The organism is Neobacillus sp. YX16, from assembly GCF_030123505.1.
Classification (GTDB): domain Bacteria; phylum Bacillota; class Bacilli; order Bacillales; family Cytobacillaceae; genus Neobacillus.
This window is the reverse complement of the sequence record NZ_CP126115.1, coordinates 5246906-5265600: the sequence shown is the minus strand read 5'-3', so window position 1 is coordinate 5265600 and position 18695 is coordinate 5246906. Positions and strand designations below refer to the sequence as shown.

The window sequence follows — 18695 nt, the reverse complement described above, 5'->3', positions numbered from 1 at the left end:
TATTCAATCGGTTTTTTCGACAATTTGTTCCATAAATAGGCAATTTCCTTCACATACTTCTACTTGACCATTAGTTTGCTCAATAATCCAGTTTTTAAATAGTTCTTTTTGCTCCATTTTAACATATGTTTCAATTTCGACTTTATCTAGATAATTAATTTGTTTAATCTCATATTCAGAAGCCCGCAGTTCCTTTTCTATTTTCCCAAGCCAGGTATATTCAATCGTCACATGAACAATTTGAACAAGCCTTCTTTCGACAATGCCGCCGGTATTTAAGCCTTCCGAAGTCGCCTTACCGTAAGCTCGAATCAGCCCGCCTGCCCCTAATTTAATGCCGCCAAAGTATCGGGTAATTACGACCACGGTATCTTTCAGTTTCTTTTTTTTCAGCACCTCAAGAATGGGTACACCTGCAGTTCCGCTGGGTTCACCGTCATCATTGGCTTTTTGTATTTGATCATGTTCACCAATGATATAAGCAGAACAATTATGGGAGGCATCCCAATATTTTTTCTTAAGTGTTTGAATAAATTCCTGAGCCTCAGCTTCCGTTTCTGCTCTTTTAATATGTGCAATAAATCGGGACTTTTGAATATTTATTTCATGTTCGCTAGCTTCCTTTTTAACGGTGTAATAAACAGATAGCATAGTACTCCCTCCATACTCTTTTTAGATAATATAAAAAAAACATTGGTGTAATATAACTTTAATATAGAAGTGATTTTCCCGTGGTATAATAAGTAATGTTTCAATGGTGTATAATCTATTTTTTTAAAATAGTAGTTTAGCTATCAAACATTATACTACTAATGAACTAGAAAGTTGGGAAAATTTCTGTTTTAATGCATTGATATAGTAAAATATTCCAATACGCGTTAAACTAGAAAAAAGGTCTCTGGAGGAGAGCATGGCCAAAATTCAGAAGATTAATGTGAAATCAATTGATGAAATCCGTGAAGAGATGATTGAAACTGTCACAAGCAGTAAAAGCGATATCTTTCAAATAAGTGAGCAATGCCGAAAAGATTACGATAATATGACAAATGAACTAAGAACCATTAGAGAGATGATGGTGAAGCTGATAGCAGAAGAGGAACGCCTTGAAGAACAGGTTCTAAAGGCGAGGTTAAAACTATCAGAACTTAGCATGAATTTTAAAGACTATACTGAAGTTGAGGTCAGGGAAGCTTACGAAAAAGCGCATCAGCTGCAAATGGACCTGTCCATTAATTGGCAATACAAAAAACAGCTATTGGATAAGCGGGCAGACCTCGAGCGCAGGCTATTGGGGCTCGATGAAACGATAGACCGTGCTGACCAGCTTATTTCGCAGATTTCTGTAGTTATGAATTATCTGATGAGCGACTTAAAGCTTATGGGTGAAGAATTACAGAATGCAAAAGCAAAACAGGACTTTGGTTTGAAAATTATCGAGGCACAAGAGGAAGAGAGAAAAAGGCTTTCAAGAGATATTCATGACGGTCCAGCACAAATGCTTGCCAATGTGATAATGAGATCGGATTTAGTGGATCGTGTTTATCGCGAGCAAGGACCTGAGGAAGCCTTTAAGGAGATTGGCAGCTTCAAAAAAATGGTCCGCGCCGCACTCTATGAGGTCCGAAGAATCATCTATGACCTTCGTCCGATGGCGCTTGATGATTTAGGCCTAGTTCCGACCCTCAGAAAATATTTACAAACCATCGAAGAATATCATAACAAGTCGAAAATTGAATTTACTAACATTGGATTAGAACGCAGGCTTCCAGTGAAATATGAAGTGGCACTATTTCGTTTGATTCAAGAATCTGTGCAAAATGCATTAAAGCATGCAAATGCCTGTGGAATACATGTAAGGCTTGAAATGACAAAGAATGAGCTAACCGTTCTAATTAAGGATAATGGGGCAGGTTTCGATACCACCCAAAAAAAGCCCGAGTCATTTGGGATCATCGGAATGAGAGAACGGGTAGAGTTGCTTGAAGGAAATATTGCGTTTGAATCTAAAATTGGAAAAGGAACTTCCGTTTTTATCGTGGTTCCAATACCGGCTTAAAACAAAAATAAAATGATTTTATGCGGAGCAGGAGGGGAAATAAATGATGACTAAGATTGCAATTATCGACGACCATCAGCTATTTAGAGAAGGGGTTAAACGAATTCTAGAATTCGAAAAGGCATTCCAGGTTGTTGCCGAAGGTGATGACGGCAGTGATGCGGTAACCATTGTTAATGCTTATAAACCGGATGTTGTGATTATGGATATAAATATGCCTCAGATGAACGGAATTGAGGCTACACGTGAATTGTCAGAGAAATTTCCAGACACTAAAATTATCATCTTATCTATCCATGATGATGAAAACTATGTTACTCATGCACTTCAAACAGGTGCAAGAGGGTATTTATTAAAGGAAATGGACGCTGATGCATTGATTGAAGCCGTCCGTGTTGTGGCTGATGGTGGCTGCTACTTACATCCAAAGGTAACTCATAACCTAGTAAATGAATACCGCAAGCTGACAGCTGGACGTTCAGGCGGCGGAGCTTTTGTTCAAACACTAGAACTGCGTCGTCCGTTACATTTGTTAACACGCCGCGAATGTGAAGTACTGCAAATGCTGGCTGATGGAAAGAGTAACCGCGGAATTGGTGAAGCTTTATTTATCAGTGAAAAAACAGTGAAAAACCACGTGAGTAACATTTTACAAAAAATGAATGTTAATGACCGTACGCAAGCGGTTGTTACAGCTATTAAAAACGGCTGGGTTGAAGTACGTTAATTTAAGATATACATGAGGGCATGCCGCTTGGAAATCGGCGTGCCCTCTATTTTTTTTATCGTTTTTCAGATAGAATAGAACAAAACATACTCTAAGGATGGTTTCAATATGAAGACGGCCGTTGTTACGGATAGTACAGCATACATACCAAAAGAAATACGCGATAAATGGAATATACATATGATCCCGCTAAATGTCATCTTTGGCAATGAGGCCTATCAGGAAGAAGTAGACATTACGGCAGGACAATTTTATCAAGAAGTGAAGGAGAAAGAACTCCCAACCACTTCCCAGCCTCCAATCGGCCAGTTTGTAGAGCTGTTTGAAACATTGTCTAAAGACTATGAGGCTGTCATTAGCATCCACCTCTCGAGTGGAATCAGCGGCACTTTTGCTGGAGCTGTTACAGCTAGTACGATGGTGGAAAATATCAAGGTGTATCCATTTGATACTGAGGTTAGCTGCATGCCACAAGGGTTATATGCAATTGAGGCGGCCAAAATGGCTCTTGACGGCGCGGTGGCGGAGGATATTGTGTCACGCCTTGAAGAATTGAAAAAAACAGCACGTGCCTATTTTATGGTGGATGATCTTTCTCATCTACAGCGAGGCGGCCGACTATCGAGCGCTCAAGCGATTATTGGCAGCCTGTTGCAAGTAAAACCGCTGCTTCACTTTGAAAACAAAGTCATTGTTCCTTTTGAAAAAATACGCACGAGGAGAAAAGCTATGAAACGGATTGTCGACTTGTTAGGAGAAGACGCCGCTTCAGGTAATCCTTATCAAGCCGTTATTATCCATGCCAACCGCGAGGAAGAGGCGTTGGAATGGCGGTCTGAACTTGAAAGTTTATATCCAAATGTAGAATTCTCGCTCAGCTACTTCGGCCCTGTCATTGGCACTCACCTGGGGGAAGGTGCCATGGGTCTTGGATGGATGAAAAAATAATTGTTTGAAAAAGTCAGGCAGATTGTCTGGCTTTTTTGTATTTTATAGAGGTAATTTGCTTATAAATTGGCGTTGTGCGGGATTAATGTGGAATCCGGCGGAATACTCCGAAAGTTGGCGGGATTATCTTAGAAACGCGCGGGAATCCTTCAAAAGGTCGCGGGATTATCCCCAAAACGTGCGGAACCAAATTTTTTAAAGATAAATTTACAAGTCAGGCATTGCACCTGACTTTTATATGAATGAGTTAGTAGTTAAAGAGGTAATTTGCTTAGAAAAGGGCGTTGTTCGGGATTATCGGGGAAACTGGCGGGAATACGCTAAAAGTTGGGGGAATTATCACAGAAATGTGCGGTATTCCTTCAAAAGTTCGCGGGATTATCATTCAAACCCGCGGGATTAAAAACCGCCATCATATTTTCTCAAAAAATCATTCGACATTTAGCAGGAACTCTGACACTTCTTGTAGAAATTAATTAAAAATAATAAAGGAGTGATACAGCTTTGATTATGAAAGCATTAACGATGCCACAGTGACTTGTGTTAACTGAGATATTACAAAGACGGCTGCTGATTGGTAATATCAAGAGATCAGAAGTCGATAAAGATCTATCAAAAAGATGGGCCGGATATTGGGGTGAAATAACATTAGATAAATACTTAAAAGAACTGCCCGCCAATCAATATTACATCTTTTATGACCTCCAGCTTAAAATCTACGGAGTACACTTCCAAATTGATACCCTCCTAATTTCCACAAAGTATATACTCATCATTGAAGCAAAAAATATTTCCGGTACTTTAACTTTTGATAATAAATTTAAGCAGCTCATTCGGCTGGAAGATAATGAAGCTTTTGAAGATCCGCGTATTCAAGCTAAACGGAATTTAACTCTTCTAACACGTTTTTTTCAAAGTAATGGGTTTAAAGATTTACCAATCGATTACCTTGTTTTTTTCAGCAATGTCAAAACTAGGTTAATAGCATCCCCTGAAATTGAAACGGAATTGTCTAAGGTTTGTAAAGCAAGAGAAATTTTCGAGAAAATAGAGGCATGTGAGACGGCTTACCAACAAGAAAGAATAAGCCATTCAGAAATTAGTAGCATGACAGAAATACTAATTCGTAACCATCAGCCTAAAAAGATAAACATCCTGGAACTATACAAAATTGCTCCAACGGATACTGTAACAGGGGTTCGGTGTACAAAATGCTCAACCATACCTATGGTGTACAGAAAAGGGAAATGGATTTGTTCATCTTGCAATTTCTCCTCAAAAGATGCACATTTGGAGGCTATAAATGACTTCTTCCTTCTAATTAAATCCACGGTTACCAATAATGAATTGAAAGTATTTCTTCATCTCCCTTCAAATGATATATCTCAGAAAATCCTAAAAAGATTAAAATTAGCTAGTACAGGTAAAACCAAAAGTCGCATTTACCATCAACACATTGAGAGGAGTGTGTCCCCGTGCGGTACCGCTTAAATGGCACTATTTTAATCCCACAAAGAGAAAAAGAAAATTCATTACCAATCTCCAAAATCCAAACCATTCCACAGCCATCATTAAACCCTAACTTTCCCTATAACCCAGACCTGCAACTACTTCTGGCAGGCAAACAACTTTTACTGGATGACCTGCTCTTCCCTCATGAAGAAATCCAAAAACATTATGAAAATGGTTATGTTACCTACCGAAAGGGGATAGAATACAGCAGGAATCGACCTGCCTGTTCACGTTGTGGCAACAAGGAAGAGAATTGGTTTGCACACTTTCCCTGCTCGCGGTGCGGAGAAATCTGCCATTATTGCCGTAAATGCTTAATGATGGGAAGAATCAGCGCTTGTACTCCTTTACTTGGCTGGAATGGACCAACGCCAAAGCACCCTTTGCCGAATAAAATCCTTGAGTGGAAAGGGAAGTTATCGGAGGGTCAGCAAGCAGCGTCGAACCAGGTAGTTGAAGCCGTGATTACCAATAAAGAGCTGCTCGTTTGGGCAGTTTGTGGGGCAGGGAAAACGGAAGTTCTTTTTGAAGGCATTGAATCCGCATTAGCATCAAAAAAGAGAGTATGTATCACTACGCCACGAACCGATGTTGTCCTAGAACTGACGCCAAGACTAAAAGCAGCCTTTCCAGGTATTACGGTTGCTTCCCTATATGGAGGGAGTGAGGACCGCCATCTTTATGCACCGATTACGATTGCGACTACCCACCAGCTCCTCCGTTTTTACCATGCCTTCGATACGGTTATTTTAGATGAGGTAGACGCCTTCCCTTATACAGTGGAGGAATCCCTCCAGTATGCCGCTGTACAGGCGAGAAAACCAGTGTCGGCAATGATTTACCTAACAGCGACTCCAAATGAAAAATGGCAAAGGGAGTGCCGCACAGGAAAACGGGCTTTCACCACAATCCCAGCTAGATTCCATCGTCATCCTCTGCCTGTTCCTCATTTTACATGGTGTGGCAACTGGCAAAAGCAATTGAAAAAAGACAAGCTTCCAACCAATATCCTTCACTGGATAAAAGAGCGACTCGAACACAATAAGCAGGCTTTACTCTTTTTTCCTCATATAGCTCTTATGGAAAAAGCTCTCCCCATACTAAGAAAGTTAGCGTCCGACATTGAGGCTGTTCATGCCGAAGATCCAGACCGTAAAGAAAAGGTTCAAAAAATGCGTAACAAAGAAATTCCTTTATTACTGACCACGACGATTTTAGAACGAGGTGTTACCTTTCCCAATATTGATGTTGCCGTTATCGGTGCTGAGGATAACATATTTGCTGAAAGTGCTTTGGTACAAATAGCTGGGAGAGCGGGAAGAAGCAAGGAGTATCCCGAGGGTGTAGTGACATTTTTTCATTATGGAAAAACAGAGGAAATGATAAAGGCGCGAAAACAAATTACAGCGATGAACCAAGAAGGATACAGAAAGGGGCTACTTGATTCATGAAAATCTTCCCCGAGGAGCAATGTTTAATTTGTCATGAAAAAATCATACCTGTCATTGGGTGGACAGCGATTTTTTCAGAAGAAAAAGAACTTATTATCTGTTCAACCTGTAAGGATAAATTTCAAAGAGTGGAAGGAGAAAAATGTAAGCTGTGCAGCCGTCCGTTTCAATTTTTAGAAGAGAAGTTTCGTCGCGGAGAAATGTGTCATGACTGCGAGCGTTGGGAGGAGGACTGTGACTGGAAGGGATACCTCCACACAAATCATTCTATTTTTCTCTATAATGATTTTTTTAAGGAGGTAATGGCAAAATTTAAATTCCGTGGAGATTATGTATTGGCGAAAATATTTGCCGATAGTGTAAAGGAATTCCTGAATAAGATACAGCCAGATTTACTTGTGACTATTCCATTAAGTGATGAGCGCCTTTATGAGCGCGGATTTAACCAAGCAGAGGCACTGATTATAGAGTCTGGATTAACCTCGGCCAAGCCCCTTACCCGAATACATGCGGAAAAACAATCAAAAAAATCAAGATCGGAACGAATTCATATTCCGCAGGTTTTTCAGATTAACCCTCAGATTGAAATAAAAGGTAAACATATCCTGCTAATTGATGATATCTATACGACAGGTTCCACTCTTAGGCATGCTGCCAAGTTATTAAAAGAATCGGGAGCGGAAAGAATACAATCCTTAACGCTTGCACGATGACCTTCATCCCCGAGGTTTATTGTTTTTAGGCTTTTGCAGGCAATTCATTAGAGTTTAAAGTGGTAATTTGTCCTCAAACATAATAGACTAAAGGTGTAAGGAAGATTATTAAAAATTAGAAAATAGATAGAAAAGTGGTTCTCACTATTTCCCCTGTGTTTTTGTCAAAATTTCGACAAAATTTTTGTTCTGATTTAGCAGGATAATCATAGGATAAAATAGAAATGTATCTACATAGGAATATAAAGGAGGAGTCCACAAATGAATTATAACGTTCGTGGTGAAAACATTGAGGTAACTCCAGCAATTAGAGAGTATGTTGAGAAGAAAATTTCTAAATTGGAACGATATTTCACAGAAGCACCTGAAGCAAAGGTAAATGTGAATTTAAGATTCAATCAAGATAAAACTTCTAAAGTAGAGGTAACCATTCCCCTGCCAAATCTAGTTCTTCGTGCAGAAGAAACGAATGTAGATATGTATGCTGGCATTGACTTGATTTCAGATAAGCTTGAGCGTCAAATCCGTAAGCATAAAACAAAGGTTAATCGTAAATTCCGTGAAAAAGGTGATTTCCCGGTTACGTTTGCAACTTCTGAAAATACAGATGTCCTAGAGCAGGATGAAGACGATTTAGAATTAGTTCGTACGAAGCGTTTTGATCTAAAGCCTATGGACAGTGAAGAAGCAATTCTGCAAATGAACCTTTTAGGACACAGCTTCTACGTGTTCAACAACGCTGACACTAACCGTACAAACGTAGTTTACAAGCGTAAAGATGGAAGATATGGTTTAATTGAAACGCATTAATATGTAAATGAACGCAGTTCGGACTATCCGGACTGCGTTTTTGATTTTAATATACCAAATTTTAAATTTTTAATATAATTAGAATAGTAGAAAGAAATGATTTTTTATACTCATGCGGGATTAATTTCGATTGTCGCGGAATTATTGGGATAACGCGCGGAATTAATTCGAATTCTCGCGGTATTATTACGAAACTCCGCGGGATTATTACACAAACCCGCGGAATTACCAAATTTAAAGAGGAGGGCTTCTAATGACGTTTTCAATCGTAGGATTTGACCCCATCGAAAAAGAATGGGGCATTGCAGTTCAATCAAAATTCCTAGGAGTTGGTGCGGTGGTTCCTTGGGCAAAGGCTGGTGCAGGAGCGGTTGCAACCCAATCGTACGCCAATACCGCATATGGTCCGAAAGCACTACAGTTAATGGAACAGGGTAAGTCTGCACAGGAAACACTTGAGCTGCTATTAGCTGAAGATCCAGATAGAGAAATGCGCCAGGTAGGGCTGATAGATGCTTCAGGAAATCCAGCCTCTTTCACTGGGAAAGCATGCTATGATTGGGCTGGCGGGTTGACAGGCAGCCATTTCGCTGCACAGGGTAATATTTTGGGTGATGAAGAAACCGTACAAGCAATGGCGCGAGTATATACAGAAACCAACGGGACGCTCGCGGATAAGCTTTTAGCAGCATTAGATGCAGGGCAAGAATCCGGAGGAGATAGCAGGGGTAAGCAGTCTGCTTCGCTGTATATTGTTAAAGAAAAAGGTGGTTACGGCGGTTTTAATGACCGTTATATTGACTTAAGGGTAGACGACCATCCAGACCCAATTAAAGAGTTAATTCGAATTTATCAGCTTCAGCAATTATATTTTGCACCCTCAAAGCCTGAACGAATTGCGGAGATTAAAGGAGAAGTGAAAGATGATTTGATTCATCATTTGACAAGGTTGGGTTATCTTAGCAGTGAGATACCGAGCAATGAGGAGATATTCAAGGCGCTGACAGCGTATATACATACTGAAAACTTCGAAATGAGAGAACAAAGTTCTGGATTTATAGACATAGAAATTCTCGAATATATGAAAAAATCATAATCTACTCCACCTCCTATGCAAATAGGAGGTTTTTTATGACAAAAATACTATTAATATAATGGTAATATTGTAAATTACTTGAAATATAGTATAATAGTTGTGGAATTTATAATAAGGGGGTAGGTAAATAGTGGGGAAAGCGTATCTAAAAGTAGCAACCGTTTATTTTACAATTGGGGTTTTGGCCGGTCTAACGATGGGAATTATTCATGATTTCCGTTTTACATCCGTTCACGCACATGTTAATTTACTTGGATGGGTATCAATGGCGTTATTCGGAATTATTTATCACTTTTATCCAAAGGCTGCAAATTCAAAACTAGCTAAAACTCAATTCTGGTTACACAATATTGGGGTTCCCGTGATGTTAGGCGGGATTGCACTTCAAGTATTGGGTGTTCCCGCAGCTCTTCCACCAACAATCATTGGTTCAATAGCGGTGGTTATTGGCGTTATTTTATTTATGGTCAATGTCTTTAAGTATGTTGGAAAAGATTCAAAATACAACTCTGATAATAACGTATCATTATAAAAGCATCATGCACAGATGATTTCAGCTGAGAAATCATCTGTGCATTTTTTTGTTACCAAGCATATTCACCTTCCTTCTTTACATCTGTTGTTGAAAAATAAAGAGGAGAATATGCTTTGATGAAGGTCTGGGAACCATCTATTAAAAATCCAGCTGCAAAGGTTGGATCCTGTGTCTGCCATTTACCGTTAATCTTTATTTCATTCCAAGCATGCCCCTCCCCGAAAACCACCTTTGCCTCTATTCCTGCGGCACGGTGCAGGGCAGCGTTCAGTCTTGAATAACCCATACACATTGCCAGCTTAGAATTAAGCACCTCAATGGCATCGGGATGATCAAGATAAAAATATTCATTATTGATCAAGGTATCCACATCATAGGTAATATTTTGTGCGACCCAAGTGAAGATTGCTTTTGATTGTTCCGAAGTGCTATCCTTTCCTGCAGTTAAATTTTTCGCAAGATCTATGATTTGAGGGTCCTCGCTCGGAATAGGCTTACTAGGAAGCAGGTAAGGGTTACCTTCAACAATCTCAATCAAGGTGTTGGCAAATGCGTTTCGGTACGGATTGATATCGGTTCTAACCACACTTATTTTTGAGGTTAGAGGCCCCACGAGATTGATAGTAGTCGGTAATATCCCTAATGCTACGACAATCATAAATAGAAGCAAAGAAACTTTTCTCAACCCTCAAAACCTCCTTCCATTTAATCCTATAAATCAAGTATAAAGCTAATGTTAATTTTAATATTCAAATAATTCAAATTTAAAGCTTGAATAATCAAATATTTACGTATAATACATACTAATCTGTCAAAAATGGTACTATTAAATTAATGATATTAGATACATAGAGGAAGAGAGGGCGAGTACTGATGACGGAGGCAATTGGTCGGAATGAACTTTGTCCATGTGGGAGTGGAAAAAAGTATAAAAAGTGCTGTGGCGCTAAGGAAGCTGTGTCGATTACACATGTAATTGAAAATGAAATTGATGACTTGCAAAAGAAACTGCTCCACTTTGCTCTTAATCATTTTGAAGAGGAAATATTTAATGGTTTTGAGGAATATCAAGATTACTTTGATATTGAAGAGGACGAGCGCCAGTTTTATGAATTTGTTTACACAATTTGGTTCTCACTGTTTAACTCATTGGAAGATGGGGAAACCATTTTAGAACACTTTATTACTGCAGAGGTTGGGAAAATTAAACGCCCAAAATTAAAACAAATCCTTCAATCTTGGACCGAAGCTAGAACGATTGCAGGCGAAATTATTAATGTTGAAAATAATTCAATTATTGTGGAAGATGGATTTTCCGCTGAAAAATATGAGGTAATTTTAATAAATACACAAAAATCCTTTGAACCAGGATCATTTTTTATCGGTTTCCTTCTGCCATTTGATCAAAAGTATGTCTTTTTCCCAGCACCGTTTGATTTGCCGGAATTACCAGTCAATCAAGCAATCGACTTTATAGAGCAGAAAAGTAAAGATGCTGGTTATCATTCGCCGCAGGAGTTTTTAATTGAGTTTTTTATGGAGATAATGAAAGACCTTACTATGGTTGGCGGAATGGTTGATATTGATAGTATGGAGTGGCAGAAGCCTATATTCAAGGAAGTGGCAGAGCTATTAAAGAGAAACCTGGAGTCGCTAGATGAAATGCCTTCAACTGTGGATATAGGCATTATTCTATGGTTTAAATTTTGTGAGAAAAAGCAAAAGAATATTCGAAAGCCGAATCTATATGCAGCCTCTATGCATTATTTACTTACGTTGTTTAACCATATGGTTTCCCCGCTTACTCAAAAGGAAACCGCTAAATTGTATGGTGTATCAGTTGGTTCCCTTTCTTCCACATATGCTGAATTGGATGACGAATTAGAGGAAGATATAAGAACCATTATTGAAATGTCATATGAAGAATAAAATGAAAACCAAGTAACTGCGATGCCATTCAATTCGTTACAGGGACCGATGCCGACAGAACAAGCTATGCAGGAAGTATTGGCGGAGATCCAAGGTGGAAATTTTGAAACAATCGATGAAATAAATGAATTTTTGAATAATAAGCTATTGACCCAACTCCAAAGAAAGCACCGAAAACGAATAAGGAACGTGCTCAGCAATTGGTTTACGATCCGATGGAAGTAACCGGTCACCTCCGGAGCAAACTTGCACAAGAAGCTCTTAAGTTAGATCCAAATTGTGTGGACGCCTACGTGATTCTTGCGGATGATGCTGATACTGATGAGGAAGCGATGCTGCTTTCAAAAAAGGGCATGGAGATTGGGGAAAAAGAGCTTGGGAAAGCCTTTATTAAAGAAAATAAAGGTCATTTCTGGGGCATGCTCGAAACAAGACCATATACGCGAGCGAAAGCAGCGTATGCGGATGCACTTCGTCAATTAGGAGATACCCTGGTTGCAATACATGAATTCGAACAGCTTCTAGAATTAAATCCAAATGATAACCAAGGTATTTGTTATATCCTGTTTGGGGCTTATTTAGAAGAAGGGAAATTCGAAGCTGCGGAACGCTTGTTGAAACAGTATGAAGTGGGTACTGCAAATGGCTTATATAACAAGCTTTTACTCGAATTATATAAAAATGGCTTTTCTGCAAATGCAGCTAAATTATTGAAAGAAGCGAAAAAAGCTAACCCACATGTAATCCCATTCCTTACGGATAAAAATAGCATCCCCATGTTCCTGCCAAAAGGGATTGTGCTGGGGGACGAGAGTGAGGCAATCATCTATGCAGATGAACATTTTCAATTATGGGAAAAGATAGAGGGACTGCAAAAATGGTTGAAGAAACAATGAAAACGAGAGGGGAACCTCTCGTCTTTTTGTTGTGCGCCCGGCATGGGTGCAGTCTCTAGGGTGAAAGTCCCGAACCATGAAGGCAGTAGTAATGGTTAGCCTAACGCAAGGGTGTCCGCGGTGACGCGGAATCTGAAGGAAGCGAGCGGCAAACCTCCGGTCTGAGGAACACGAACTTCATATAAGGCTAGGTATCATTGGATGAGTTTGCAACACAAAACAAAGTCCTTACTGCCGAAGGTGGTACAGAGTAAATGAAGCAGATAGATGGAGGGAAAGACTGTACTCTTACCCGGGGAGATCTGATTGATAAGCCAAGTACACTTGGTAAACTATCTAGCAATGGATAGCTGAACAATCAGAAGTCAGCAGAAGTCATAGTACCATTCTTACTCGAGAAAGAATGGGAAGGACTGAACTATTAAGAAAGAATGAAGTCTGCACATTCGGTGATTGCATTGAACACAGACAATCCGAAAGGACCTACCTAAAGGAGGAAGCGGTGAATCCGTTGGGGACTCTAGGAGGGTGGAGCAAAAGTCGGCATAAACAGAACCTTCATTCACGTAGAAAGGATAACATCATGTTAATGGAACTAATTCTATCACGGGAAAATCTCTTAACTGCCCTAAAAAGGGTAGAGCAGAACAAAGGAAGTCACGGCATAGATGGAATGTCCGTAAAATTCCTACGACGACATCTCTATGAAAACTGGGATTCCCTTCGGGAAACTTTGAGAACAGGTAACTATCAACCTTCTCCTGTTCGCCGTGTCGGAATCCCGAAACCAGGCGGAGGGATAAGGCTTTTAGGCATACCGACTGTGACAGACCGTTTCATCCAACAGGCAATCGCCCAAGTATTAACCTCAATCTTTGATCCAACATTTTCTGAAAACAGCTATGGTTTCCGACCTAACAGGAGCGCCCATAATGCGGTAAGAAAGGCAAAGGGTTATATCAAAGAAGGTTACCGCTGGGTAATTGATATGGACTTAGAGAAATTCTTTGATAAGGTTAATCATGACATACTGATGGGAATACTCGCTAAGAGAATTGAAGACCGCATTCTTCTCAAACTAATCAGGAAATACCTTCAATCAGGTGTAATGCTTAATGGGGTCGTACAATCAACGGAGGAAGGTACTCCGCAAGGGGGACCTCTCAGTCCACTACTTTCAAACATAATTCTTGATAAATTAGATAAAGAATTGGAAGCCAGAGGGCATAAGTTTGTCCGTTATGCGGATGACTGCAACATTTATGTTAAGTCATTAAAAGCAGGGGAACGTGTGATGGAATCCATTACGACGATTATTGAGCAGAAACTAAAATTGAAGGTAAACAGGGATAAGTCGGCAATCGACCGTCCGTGGAAACGGAAATTTCTTGGTTTCAGTTTCACATTTAATAAAGAACCGAAGGTGCGAATAGCGAAACAAAGCATTAAACGCTTTAAGACGAAGATTCGAGAAATTACCTCTCGGTCAAAACCTATCCCACTTGAGGTAAGAATTGAAATGTTAAACCGCTATCTTACAGGATGGTGCGGGTACTTCGCTTTAGCGGACACTCCAAGCAAATTCAAAGAATTTGATGAATGGATAAGAAGAAGGCTAAGAATGTGCGAATGGAAACAGTGGAAGAAATCTAAAACTAGAGTTAGAAAACTGATTGGTTTAGGCGTCCCTGGTTACAAGGCGCACGAATGGGGCAACTCCAGAAAGAAATACTGGAGAATCGCCTGTAGCCCAATATTACACAAAACCCTCGATAACTCATATTGGAGTCAACGAGGGTTGAAAAGTCTATATAACCGTTATGAAACTTTACGTCAATCTTAATAGAACCGCCGTATACCGAACGGTACGTACGGTGGTGTGAGAGGTCGGGGGTTAGTCACCCCCTCCTACTCGATTATTTAGGTGGAAAGAGGAAGAATCAATGAAAATGTTGGCTGGAGTGACCGAATGCTGTTTGGAAAAGTATTTTGGGTCAATGCAGAAAAACTGGAGCGACCGAAACCCAATTACCAAAAGATTTTGGGTAACTGAAGGGGTTCTTAGTGCGGAGAAATACAAACAAATTAAAGAGTTCAAAGAAGTTATAGAGTGACTATTCGAAAGGCGGGGAATGAAATGCAAAGAATCATTTTTTGTATTGTTTTATTTTTTACAAGTTTTTCGAGTGGAAGTATTCAAGTAGAGGCGACAAGCTGGGTCGTCTTAGAACCCCAAGAAGTTGTTAGTAGGGCTGAGGTTGTTGTACTAGGAAAATACGACTTTTCAAGCAATCCTATCCCAGGTGGGCAATCCATCTTTAATGGTCTTAGTTTTGAGGTAACAAAGGTTTACAAAGGCGAAGATATTCCAACTACGATTACCGCAGGTATTGATGGTTTTGATCATGGATGGGTAGATGAATTCCAACAGCAAGGTGGGGAGATGCTGATTTTTTTAGAAAGAAAGGATCCTAGCTTCCTTACACCAGTTGGCGGGCCTAATGGAATGATTCAAATTAATAATGGGCAGGTTGTACATCCAGAAGAAAGTATTAGAAAATTTTATGATGACTATCTTAAAGAAGAACCTAAAGAAGCAGTTAAGGAAGTAATAAATAATAAGGTAAGTAATAATCAAATTCCGATAGAGGATAAGCAGGCATTTCCATTCCAGACTTTAGTGTTAGTATTAGGAGTTTTGTTTATTATACTATTCGGTGTCATTCGTTTTAGAAAAAGAAATTAATGGATGAGGGTCGGCGATTTAATTTGCTGACCCTCTATTATTTTTTTCGTTTGATTACCGCAAAGCAGCATTTTCCCCGTTGAAGGGAATCAAAGCCGACCTTTGATTACCGCAAAGCAGCATTTTCCCCGTTGAAGGGAATCAAAACCGATTTTTGATTACCGCTAGCCCCGAATTTATTCTTTGAAGGGAATCAAAGTTCTCCTAAGTATATTCAATTAGAAAAATAAAAAGGGCCAGCAAAATTTGCCGGCCCTCGAACTTATCTTATTTCCCTGCCCCATGGCAGTTTTTATATTTCTTTCCGCTTCCACAATAACATGGATCATTGCGGCCGATATCCATTTGGTTTACTTTTGGCTTCTTCTTAACGGCTTCTCCATCCTCTTTCGGATTGACAGCCTGACCTTTCGCAACTTCCTGGCGCTCAAGATTATTTCTGATTTCAGCCTTCATGATATACATAGAAGCTTCTTCTTCTATCGAGAGAACCATTGACTCAAACATCGCGAAGCCTTCATGCTGGTATTCGCGAAGCGGGTCAATCTGTCCATAAGCACGGAGGTGGATGCCTTGACGAAGCTGGTCCATTGCATCGATGTGGTCAATCCACTTGCTATCAACCGCACGCAACGTTACTACTTTTTCAAATTCGCGCATTTGCTCTGGGGAAAGAATTTGTTCTTTTTCGCTATAACGTTCCTTTACCTTCGCAAAAATAGCTTCGCTCATTTCCTCTGGATCCTTGCCGCGTAATTGCTCAATCGTAATGTCACCTTCATGAAGAAGATTCGCATTTACATAATCGATAATACCCTGCAAGTTCCATTCTTCTTCATCCTCATGCTTATTCGCATGGGCATCGACATTTCGCTGGATCGTTGAAATAATCATTTTTTCAACGATTTCACGCAGGTTTTCTGATTCTAATACTTCATCACGCTGCGTGTAGATAATTTCACGCTGCTGACGAAGAACGTCATCATATTGTAAAAGCTGTTTACGGGCATCGAAGTTATTGCCCTCTACACGTTTTTGTGCAGATTCAACGGCTTTAGAAACCATTTTACTTTGAATAGGCTGAGAATCATCCATACCCAGTCTCTCCATCATCGCTTTCATGTTATCAGAACCGAAGCGGCGCATTAGTTCATCTTCCATTGATAAGTAGAACTGGGTTACACCAGGATCTCCTTGACGTCCGGAACGTCCACGCAGCTGGTTATCAATCCGACGGCTTTCGTGACGTTCTGTTCCTAGAACCGCAAGTCCACCTAAGTCAATGACACCTTCACCAAGCTTGATGTCCGTACCACGTCCTGCCATGTTGGTTGCGATTGTAACTGAGCCTTTATGACCTGCTTCAGCAATAATTTCCGCTTCCCGTTCATGGTTTTTCGCGTTCAAGACATTATGCTTGACCCCTTTTTTCGTTAAATACTTCGAAATCAGCTCAGATGTTTCAATTGCTACCGTACCAACAAGAACAGGCTGACCTTTTTGATTTCGTTCAGCAATATCTTCTACAACTGCACGGAATTTACCGTCCATGGAGGAATAAATTAAATCTGGACGATCATCACGTGTGATAGGTTTATTAGTTGGAATAACAATAACGTTCATATTATAAATGTTGCGGAATTCTTCTTCTTCCGTTTTCGCTGTACCTGTCATACCTGCAAGCTTTTCGTACATTCTGAAATAGTTCTGGAAGGTAATCGTAGCCATTGTCATACTTTCGTTTTGAACTTCCAAGCCTTCTTTTGCCTCGATTGCCTGATGTAACCCTTCACTATAGCGGCGACCCTTCATTAAACGACCAGTAAACTGGTCAACGATGATGATTTCACCATCTTGAACAACATAGTCAATATCAAGGTGCATGCTTACATTAGCCTTCAGGGCTTGGTTAATATGATGATTCAGAGTAACATGCGACATATCAAAAAGATTCTCTATTCCAAAAGCACGCTCTGATTTACTGATTCCTTCCTCAGTCAGCATTACGCCTTTTGTTTTCTCATCATAGGTATAATCTGTATCTTTTGTCAGTGTTCGAACAAATGCATTTGCTTGAATATAAAGAACCGCCGACTTCTGGGCAGAACCAGAAATAATCAATGGTGTACGAGCTTCATCAATTAAAATCGAGTCAACCTCGTCAATAACCGCATAAAAAAGTGGCTTCTGTACTTTTTGTTCCTTATATAAGACCATGTTATCGCGCAAATAATCGAAGCCAAACTCATTGTTTGTTCCATATGTTATGTCACAAGCATAGGCTTCCTGTTTTTCTTCCTTAGACATACTGTTTAAATTTAGACCAACAGTAAGTCCAAGAAATTGATAGAGTTGTCCCATTTCGTTTGCGTCACGGCTTGCCAAATATTCATTGACTGTAACAACGTGAACACCTTTCCCAGAAAGGGCATTCAAATAAACCGGCATGGTAGCGGTTAAAGTTTTACCTTCACCAGTCTTCATCTCCGAAATATTCCCCTCGTGGAGAGAAATCCCTCCCATTAACTGAACATGGTACGGATATAAGCCAAGCACACGGCGGGCACCTTCACGGACGACTGCAAAGGCTTCTACGAGTAAATCATCTAGTGATTCACCTTTTTGATAGCGAAGCTTAAACTCTTCCGTTTTTTCACGGAGCTGAACGTCGCTAAGTTTTTCCGTTTCAGCAGCTAGTACGTCAATTTGTTTCGCCATTTTGTCCAGCCGTTTCAGCTCGCGCTTATTGAGGTCGAACACTTTATTTAAAATCCCCATCATATGATGAAACGCTCCTTTATATCTGATTTATCCTACTAAATAAATTCGCTTTAAATTACAGAAAATCCTATCAAAAATACATGATAAATATCCTTTATATCTTACCACTTCCATTTTAGAGTGACAACATTGTTACCGTTATAGCCACATTTTCAATAAATGAACCTTAAAGTCTATCCGTATGAGGAAATTCTATTTTATCAAAATTGTCAAATTTTTGTATGCAGTCTATTTCTTAAATAATCAACAAAAGTAGTGCTAGAAATGAATAAATACTTATTTTTTTGTATAAAAATTATTCTCTATACACGTTTACAACTTGATTGTGGTATTAACTTAAACCTTTAATTATCAACGTTTGCATGTTGTTTTTAGGGAGAAAGTCATATAAAGCTCATATGAGAAATTATTCACAAATTGTACATTGGAAAATACTTTTGCAATGTTAGATACTACCATTAGAGAGGTTAAACTTAGATAAATATAGAGAGATAA

The 18695-nt window shown here is 39.6% G+C and carries 19 protein-coding genes; 16 read left to right on the top strand and 3 right to left on the bottom strand.

From position 1 onward, the window contains the following. Nucleotides 1-3 precede the first annotated feature (3 nt). The gene (locus QNH48_RS26095; RefSeq protein WP_283952597.1) at nt 4-651 is read right to left on the bottom strand and encodes a YigZ family protein; all 648 of its coding nucleotides are present in this window, start codon (nt 649-651) and stop codon (nt 4-6) included. Between the two features lie 259 nt (nt 652-910). Here QNH48_RS26095 and QNH48_RS26090 point away from each other — a divergent pair, with 259 nt between their 5' ends. The 10 genes from QNH48_RS26090 to QNH48_RS26045 all read left to right on the top strand — a co-directional run bounded on the left by QNH48_RS26090 (nt 911) and on the right by QNH48_RS26045 (nt 9845). Beyond that, complete coding sequence (locus tag QNH48_RS26090) at nt 911-2056, top strand: sensor histidine kinase (RefSeq protein ID WP_283952596.1); 1146 nt, start codon at nt 911-913, stop codon at nt 2054-2056. 43 nt (nt 2057-2099) lie between these two features. After that, nucleotides 2100-2783, top strand: coding sequence for a response regulator (locus QNH48_RS26085; protein WP_438825661.1), 684 nt, complete (start codon nt 2100-2102; stop codon nt 2781-2783). Between the two features lie 108 nt (nt 2784-2891). Then, on the top strand, nt 2892-3731 hold the full coding sequence (locus QNH48_RS26080) for a DegV family protein (RefSeq protein ID WP_283952595.1): 840 nt from the start codon (nt 2892-2894) through the stop codon (nt 3729-3731). A 284-nt stretch (nt 3732-4015) separates the two neighbouring features. Continuing rightward, the gene (locus QNH48_RS26075) at nt 4016-4207 is read left to right on the top strand and encodes a hypothetical protein (RefSeq protein WP_283952594.1); all 192 of its coding nucleotides are present in this window, start codon (nt 4016-4018) and stop codon (nt 4205-4207) included. 64 nt (nt 4208-4271) lie between these two features. Further along, nucleotides 4272-5222, top strand: coding sequence for a nuclease-related domain-containing protein (locus QNH48_RS26070; protein ID WP_283952593.1), 951 nt, complete (start codon nt 4272-4274; stop codon nt 5220-5222). Beyond that, nucleotides 5207-6694 carry an ATP-dependent helicase ComFA gene (locus tag QNH48_RS26065; protein WP_283952592.1) on the top strand — a complete coding sequence of 496 codons (1488 nt, stop codon included), beginning with the start codon at nt 5207-5209 and terminating at the stop codon, nt 6692-6694. The genes QNH48_RS26070 and QNH48_RS26065 overlap by 16 nt, the downstream gene beginning before the upstream one ends. Next, entirely contained in the window at nt 6691-7407 is a 717-nt protein-coding gene (locus QNH48_RS26060; protein WP_283952591.1) for a ComFC family protein, read from the top strand. The genes QNH48_RS26065 and QNH48_RS26060 overlap by 4 nt, the downstream gene beginning before the upstream one ends. Nucleotides 7408-7668: 261 nt before the next feature. Continuing rightward, entirely contained in the window at nt 7669-8217 is a 549-nt protein-coding gene (hpf, locus tag QNH48_RS26055; RefSeq protein WP_283952590.1) for a ribosome hibernation-promoting factor, HPF/YfiA family, read from the top strand. A gap of 253 nt (nt 8218-8470) precedes the next feature. Next, nucleotides 8471-9313, top strand: coding sequence for a DUF1028 domain-containing protein (locus QNH48_RS26050; RefSeq protein WP_283952589.1), 843 nt, complete (start codon nt 8471-8473; stop codon nt 9311-9313). A 130-nt stretch (nt 9314-9443) separates the two neighbouring features. Beyond that, entirely contained in the window at nt 9444-9845 is a 402-nt protein-coding gene (locus QNH48_RS26045) for a cbb3-type cytochrome c oxidase subunit I (protein WP_283952588.1), read from the top strand. A gap of 52 nt (nt 9846-9897) precedes the next feature. Here the strand turns inward: QNH48_RS26045 and QNH48_RS26040 are convergent, their stop codons facing one another. Next, nucleotides 9898-10533: a transglutaminase domain-containing protein gene (locus QNH48_RS26040; RefSeq protein ID WP_283952587.1), complete on the bottom strand. Its 636-nt coding sequence runs from the start codon at nt 10531-10533 to the stop codon at nt 9898-9900. Nucleotides 10534-10721: 188 nt separating this feature from the next. Between QNH48_RS26040 and QNH48_RS26035 the strand changes: the two genes are divergently transcribed. The 6 genes from QNH48_RS26035 to QNH48_RS26010 all read left to right on the top strand — a co-directional run bounded on the left by QNH48_RS26035 (nt 10722) and on the right by QNH48_RS26010 (nt 15419). After that, nucleotides 10722-11777: a YecA family protein gene (locus QNH48_RS26035; RefSeq protein WP_283952586.1), complete on the top strand. Its 1056-nt coding sequence runs from the start codon at nt 10722-10724 to the stop codon at nt 11775-11777. Nucleotides 11778-11798: 21 nt separating this feature from the next. Then, complete coding sequence (locus QNH48_RS26030; RefSeq protein ID WP_283952585.1) at nt 11799-12002, top strand: hypothetical protein; 204 nt, start codon at nt 11799-11801, stop codon at nt 12000-12002. After that, complete coding sequence (locus tag QNH48_RS26025; RefSeq protein WP_283952584.1) at nt 11993-12673, top strand: tetratricopeptide repeat protein; 681 nt, start codon at nt 11993-11995, stop codon at nt 12671-12673. The genes QNH48_RS26030 and QNH48_RS26025 overlap by 10 nt, the downstream gene beginning before the upstream one ends. A gap of 583 nt (nt 12674-13256) precedes the next feature. After that, entirely contained in the window at nt 13257-14516 is a 1260-nt protein-coding gene (ltrA, locus tag QNH48_RS26020) for a group II intron reverse transcriptase/maturase (protein ID WP_283955694.1), read from the top strand. A 100-nt stretch (nt 14517-14616) separates the two neighbouring features. Next, nucleotides 14617-14787: a hypothetical protein gene (locus QNH48_RS26015; RefSeq protein ID WP_283952583.1), complete on the top strand. Its 171-nt coding sequence runs from the start codon at nt 14617-14619 to the stop codon at nt 14785-14787. A 23-nt stretch (nt 14788-14810) separates the two neighbouring features. Then, the gene (locus QNH48_RS26010) at nt 14811-15419 is read left to right on the top strand and encodes a hypothetical protein (RefSeq protein ID WP_283952582.1); all 609 of its coding nucleotides are present in this window, start codon (nt 14811-14813) and stop codon (nt 15417-15419) included. A gap of 267 nt (nt 15420-15686) precedes the next feature. Here the strand turns inward: QNH48_RS26010 and secA are convergent, their stop codons facing one another. Beyond that, nucleotides 15687-18200 (bottom strand): preprotein translocase subunit SecA, encoded by a 2514-nt coding sequence (gene secA, locus QNH48_RS26005; RefSeq protein ID WP_283952581.1) that lies wholly within the window; start codon nt 18198-18200, stop codon nt 15687-15689. Between the last annotated feature and the right edge of the window lie 495 nt (nt 18201-18695).

Coding starts and splice junctions, on each gene's coding strand:
- ltrA (WP_283955694.1), top strand. CDS start 13,257: ATGTTAATGGAACTAATTCTATCACGGGAAAATCTCTTAACTGCCCTA.
- secA (WP_283952581.1), bottom strand. CDS start 18,200: ATGATGGGGATTTTAAATAAAGTGTTCGACCTCAATAAGCGCGAGCTG.
- QNH48_RS26035 (WP_283952586.1), top strand. CDS start 10,722: ATGACGGAGGCAATTGGTCGGAATGAACTTTGTCCATGTGGGAGTGGA.
- QNH48_RS26060 (WP_283952591.1), top strand. CDS start 6,691: ATGAAAATCTTCCCCGAGGAGCAATGTTTAATTTGTCATGAAAAAATC.
- QNH48_RS26050 (WP_283952589.1), top strand. CDS start 8,471: ATGACGTTTTCAATCGTAGGATTTGACCCCATCGAAAAAGAATGGGGC.
- QNH48_RS26095 (WP_283952597.1), bottom strand. CDS start 651: ATGCTATCTGTTTATTACACCGTTAAAAAGGAAGCTAGCGAACATGAA.
- QNH48_RS26025 (WP_283952584.1), top strand. CDS start 11,993: ATGGAAGTAACCGGTCACCTCCGGAGCAAACTTGCACAAGAAGCTCTT.
- QNH48_RS26010 (WP_283952582.1), top strand. CDS start 14,811: ATGCAAAGAATCATTTTTTGTATTGTTTTATTTTTTACAAGTTTTTCG.
- QNH48_RS26080 (WP_283952595.1), top strand. CDS start 2,892: ATGAAGACGGCCGTTGTTACGGATAGTACAGCATACATACCAAAAGAA.
- QNH48_RS26085 (WP_438825661.1), top strand. CDS start 2,100: ATGATGACTAAGATTGCAATTATCGACGACCATCAGCTATTTAGAGAA.
- QNH48_RS26090 (WP_283952596.1), top strand. CDS start 911: ATGGCCAAAATTCAGAAGATTAATGTGAAATCAATTGATGAAATCCGT.
- QNH48_RS26030 (WP_283952585.1), top strand. CDS start 11,799: ATGCCATTCAATTCGTTACAGGGACCGATGCCGACAGAACAAGCTATG.
- QNH48_RS26015 (WP_283952583.1), top strand. CDS start 14,617: ATGAAAATGTTGGCTGGAGTGACCGAATGCTGTTTGGAAAAGTATTTT.
- hpf (WP_283952590.1), top strand. CDS start 7,669: ATGAATTATAACGTTCGTGGTGAAAACATTGAGGTAACTCCAGCAATT.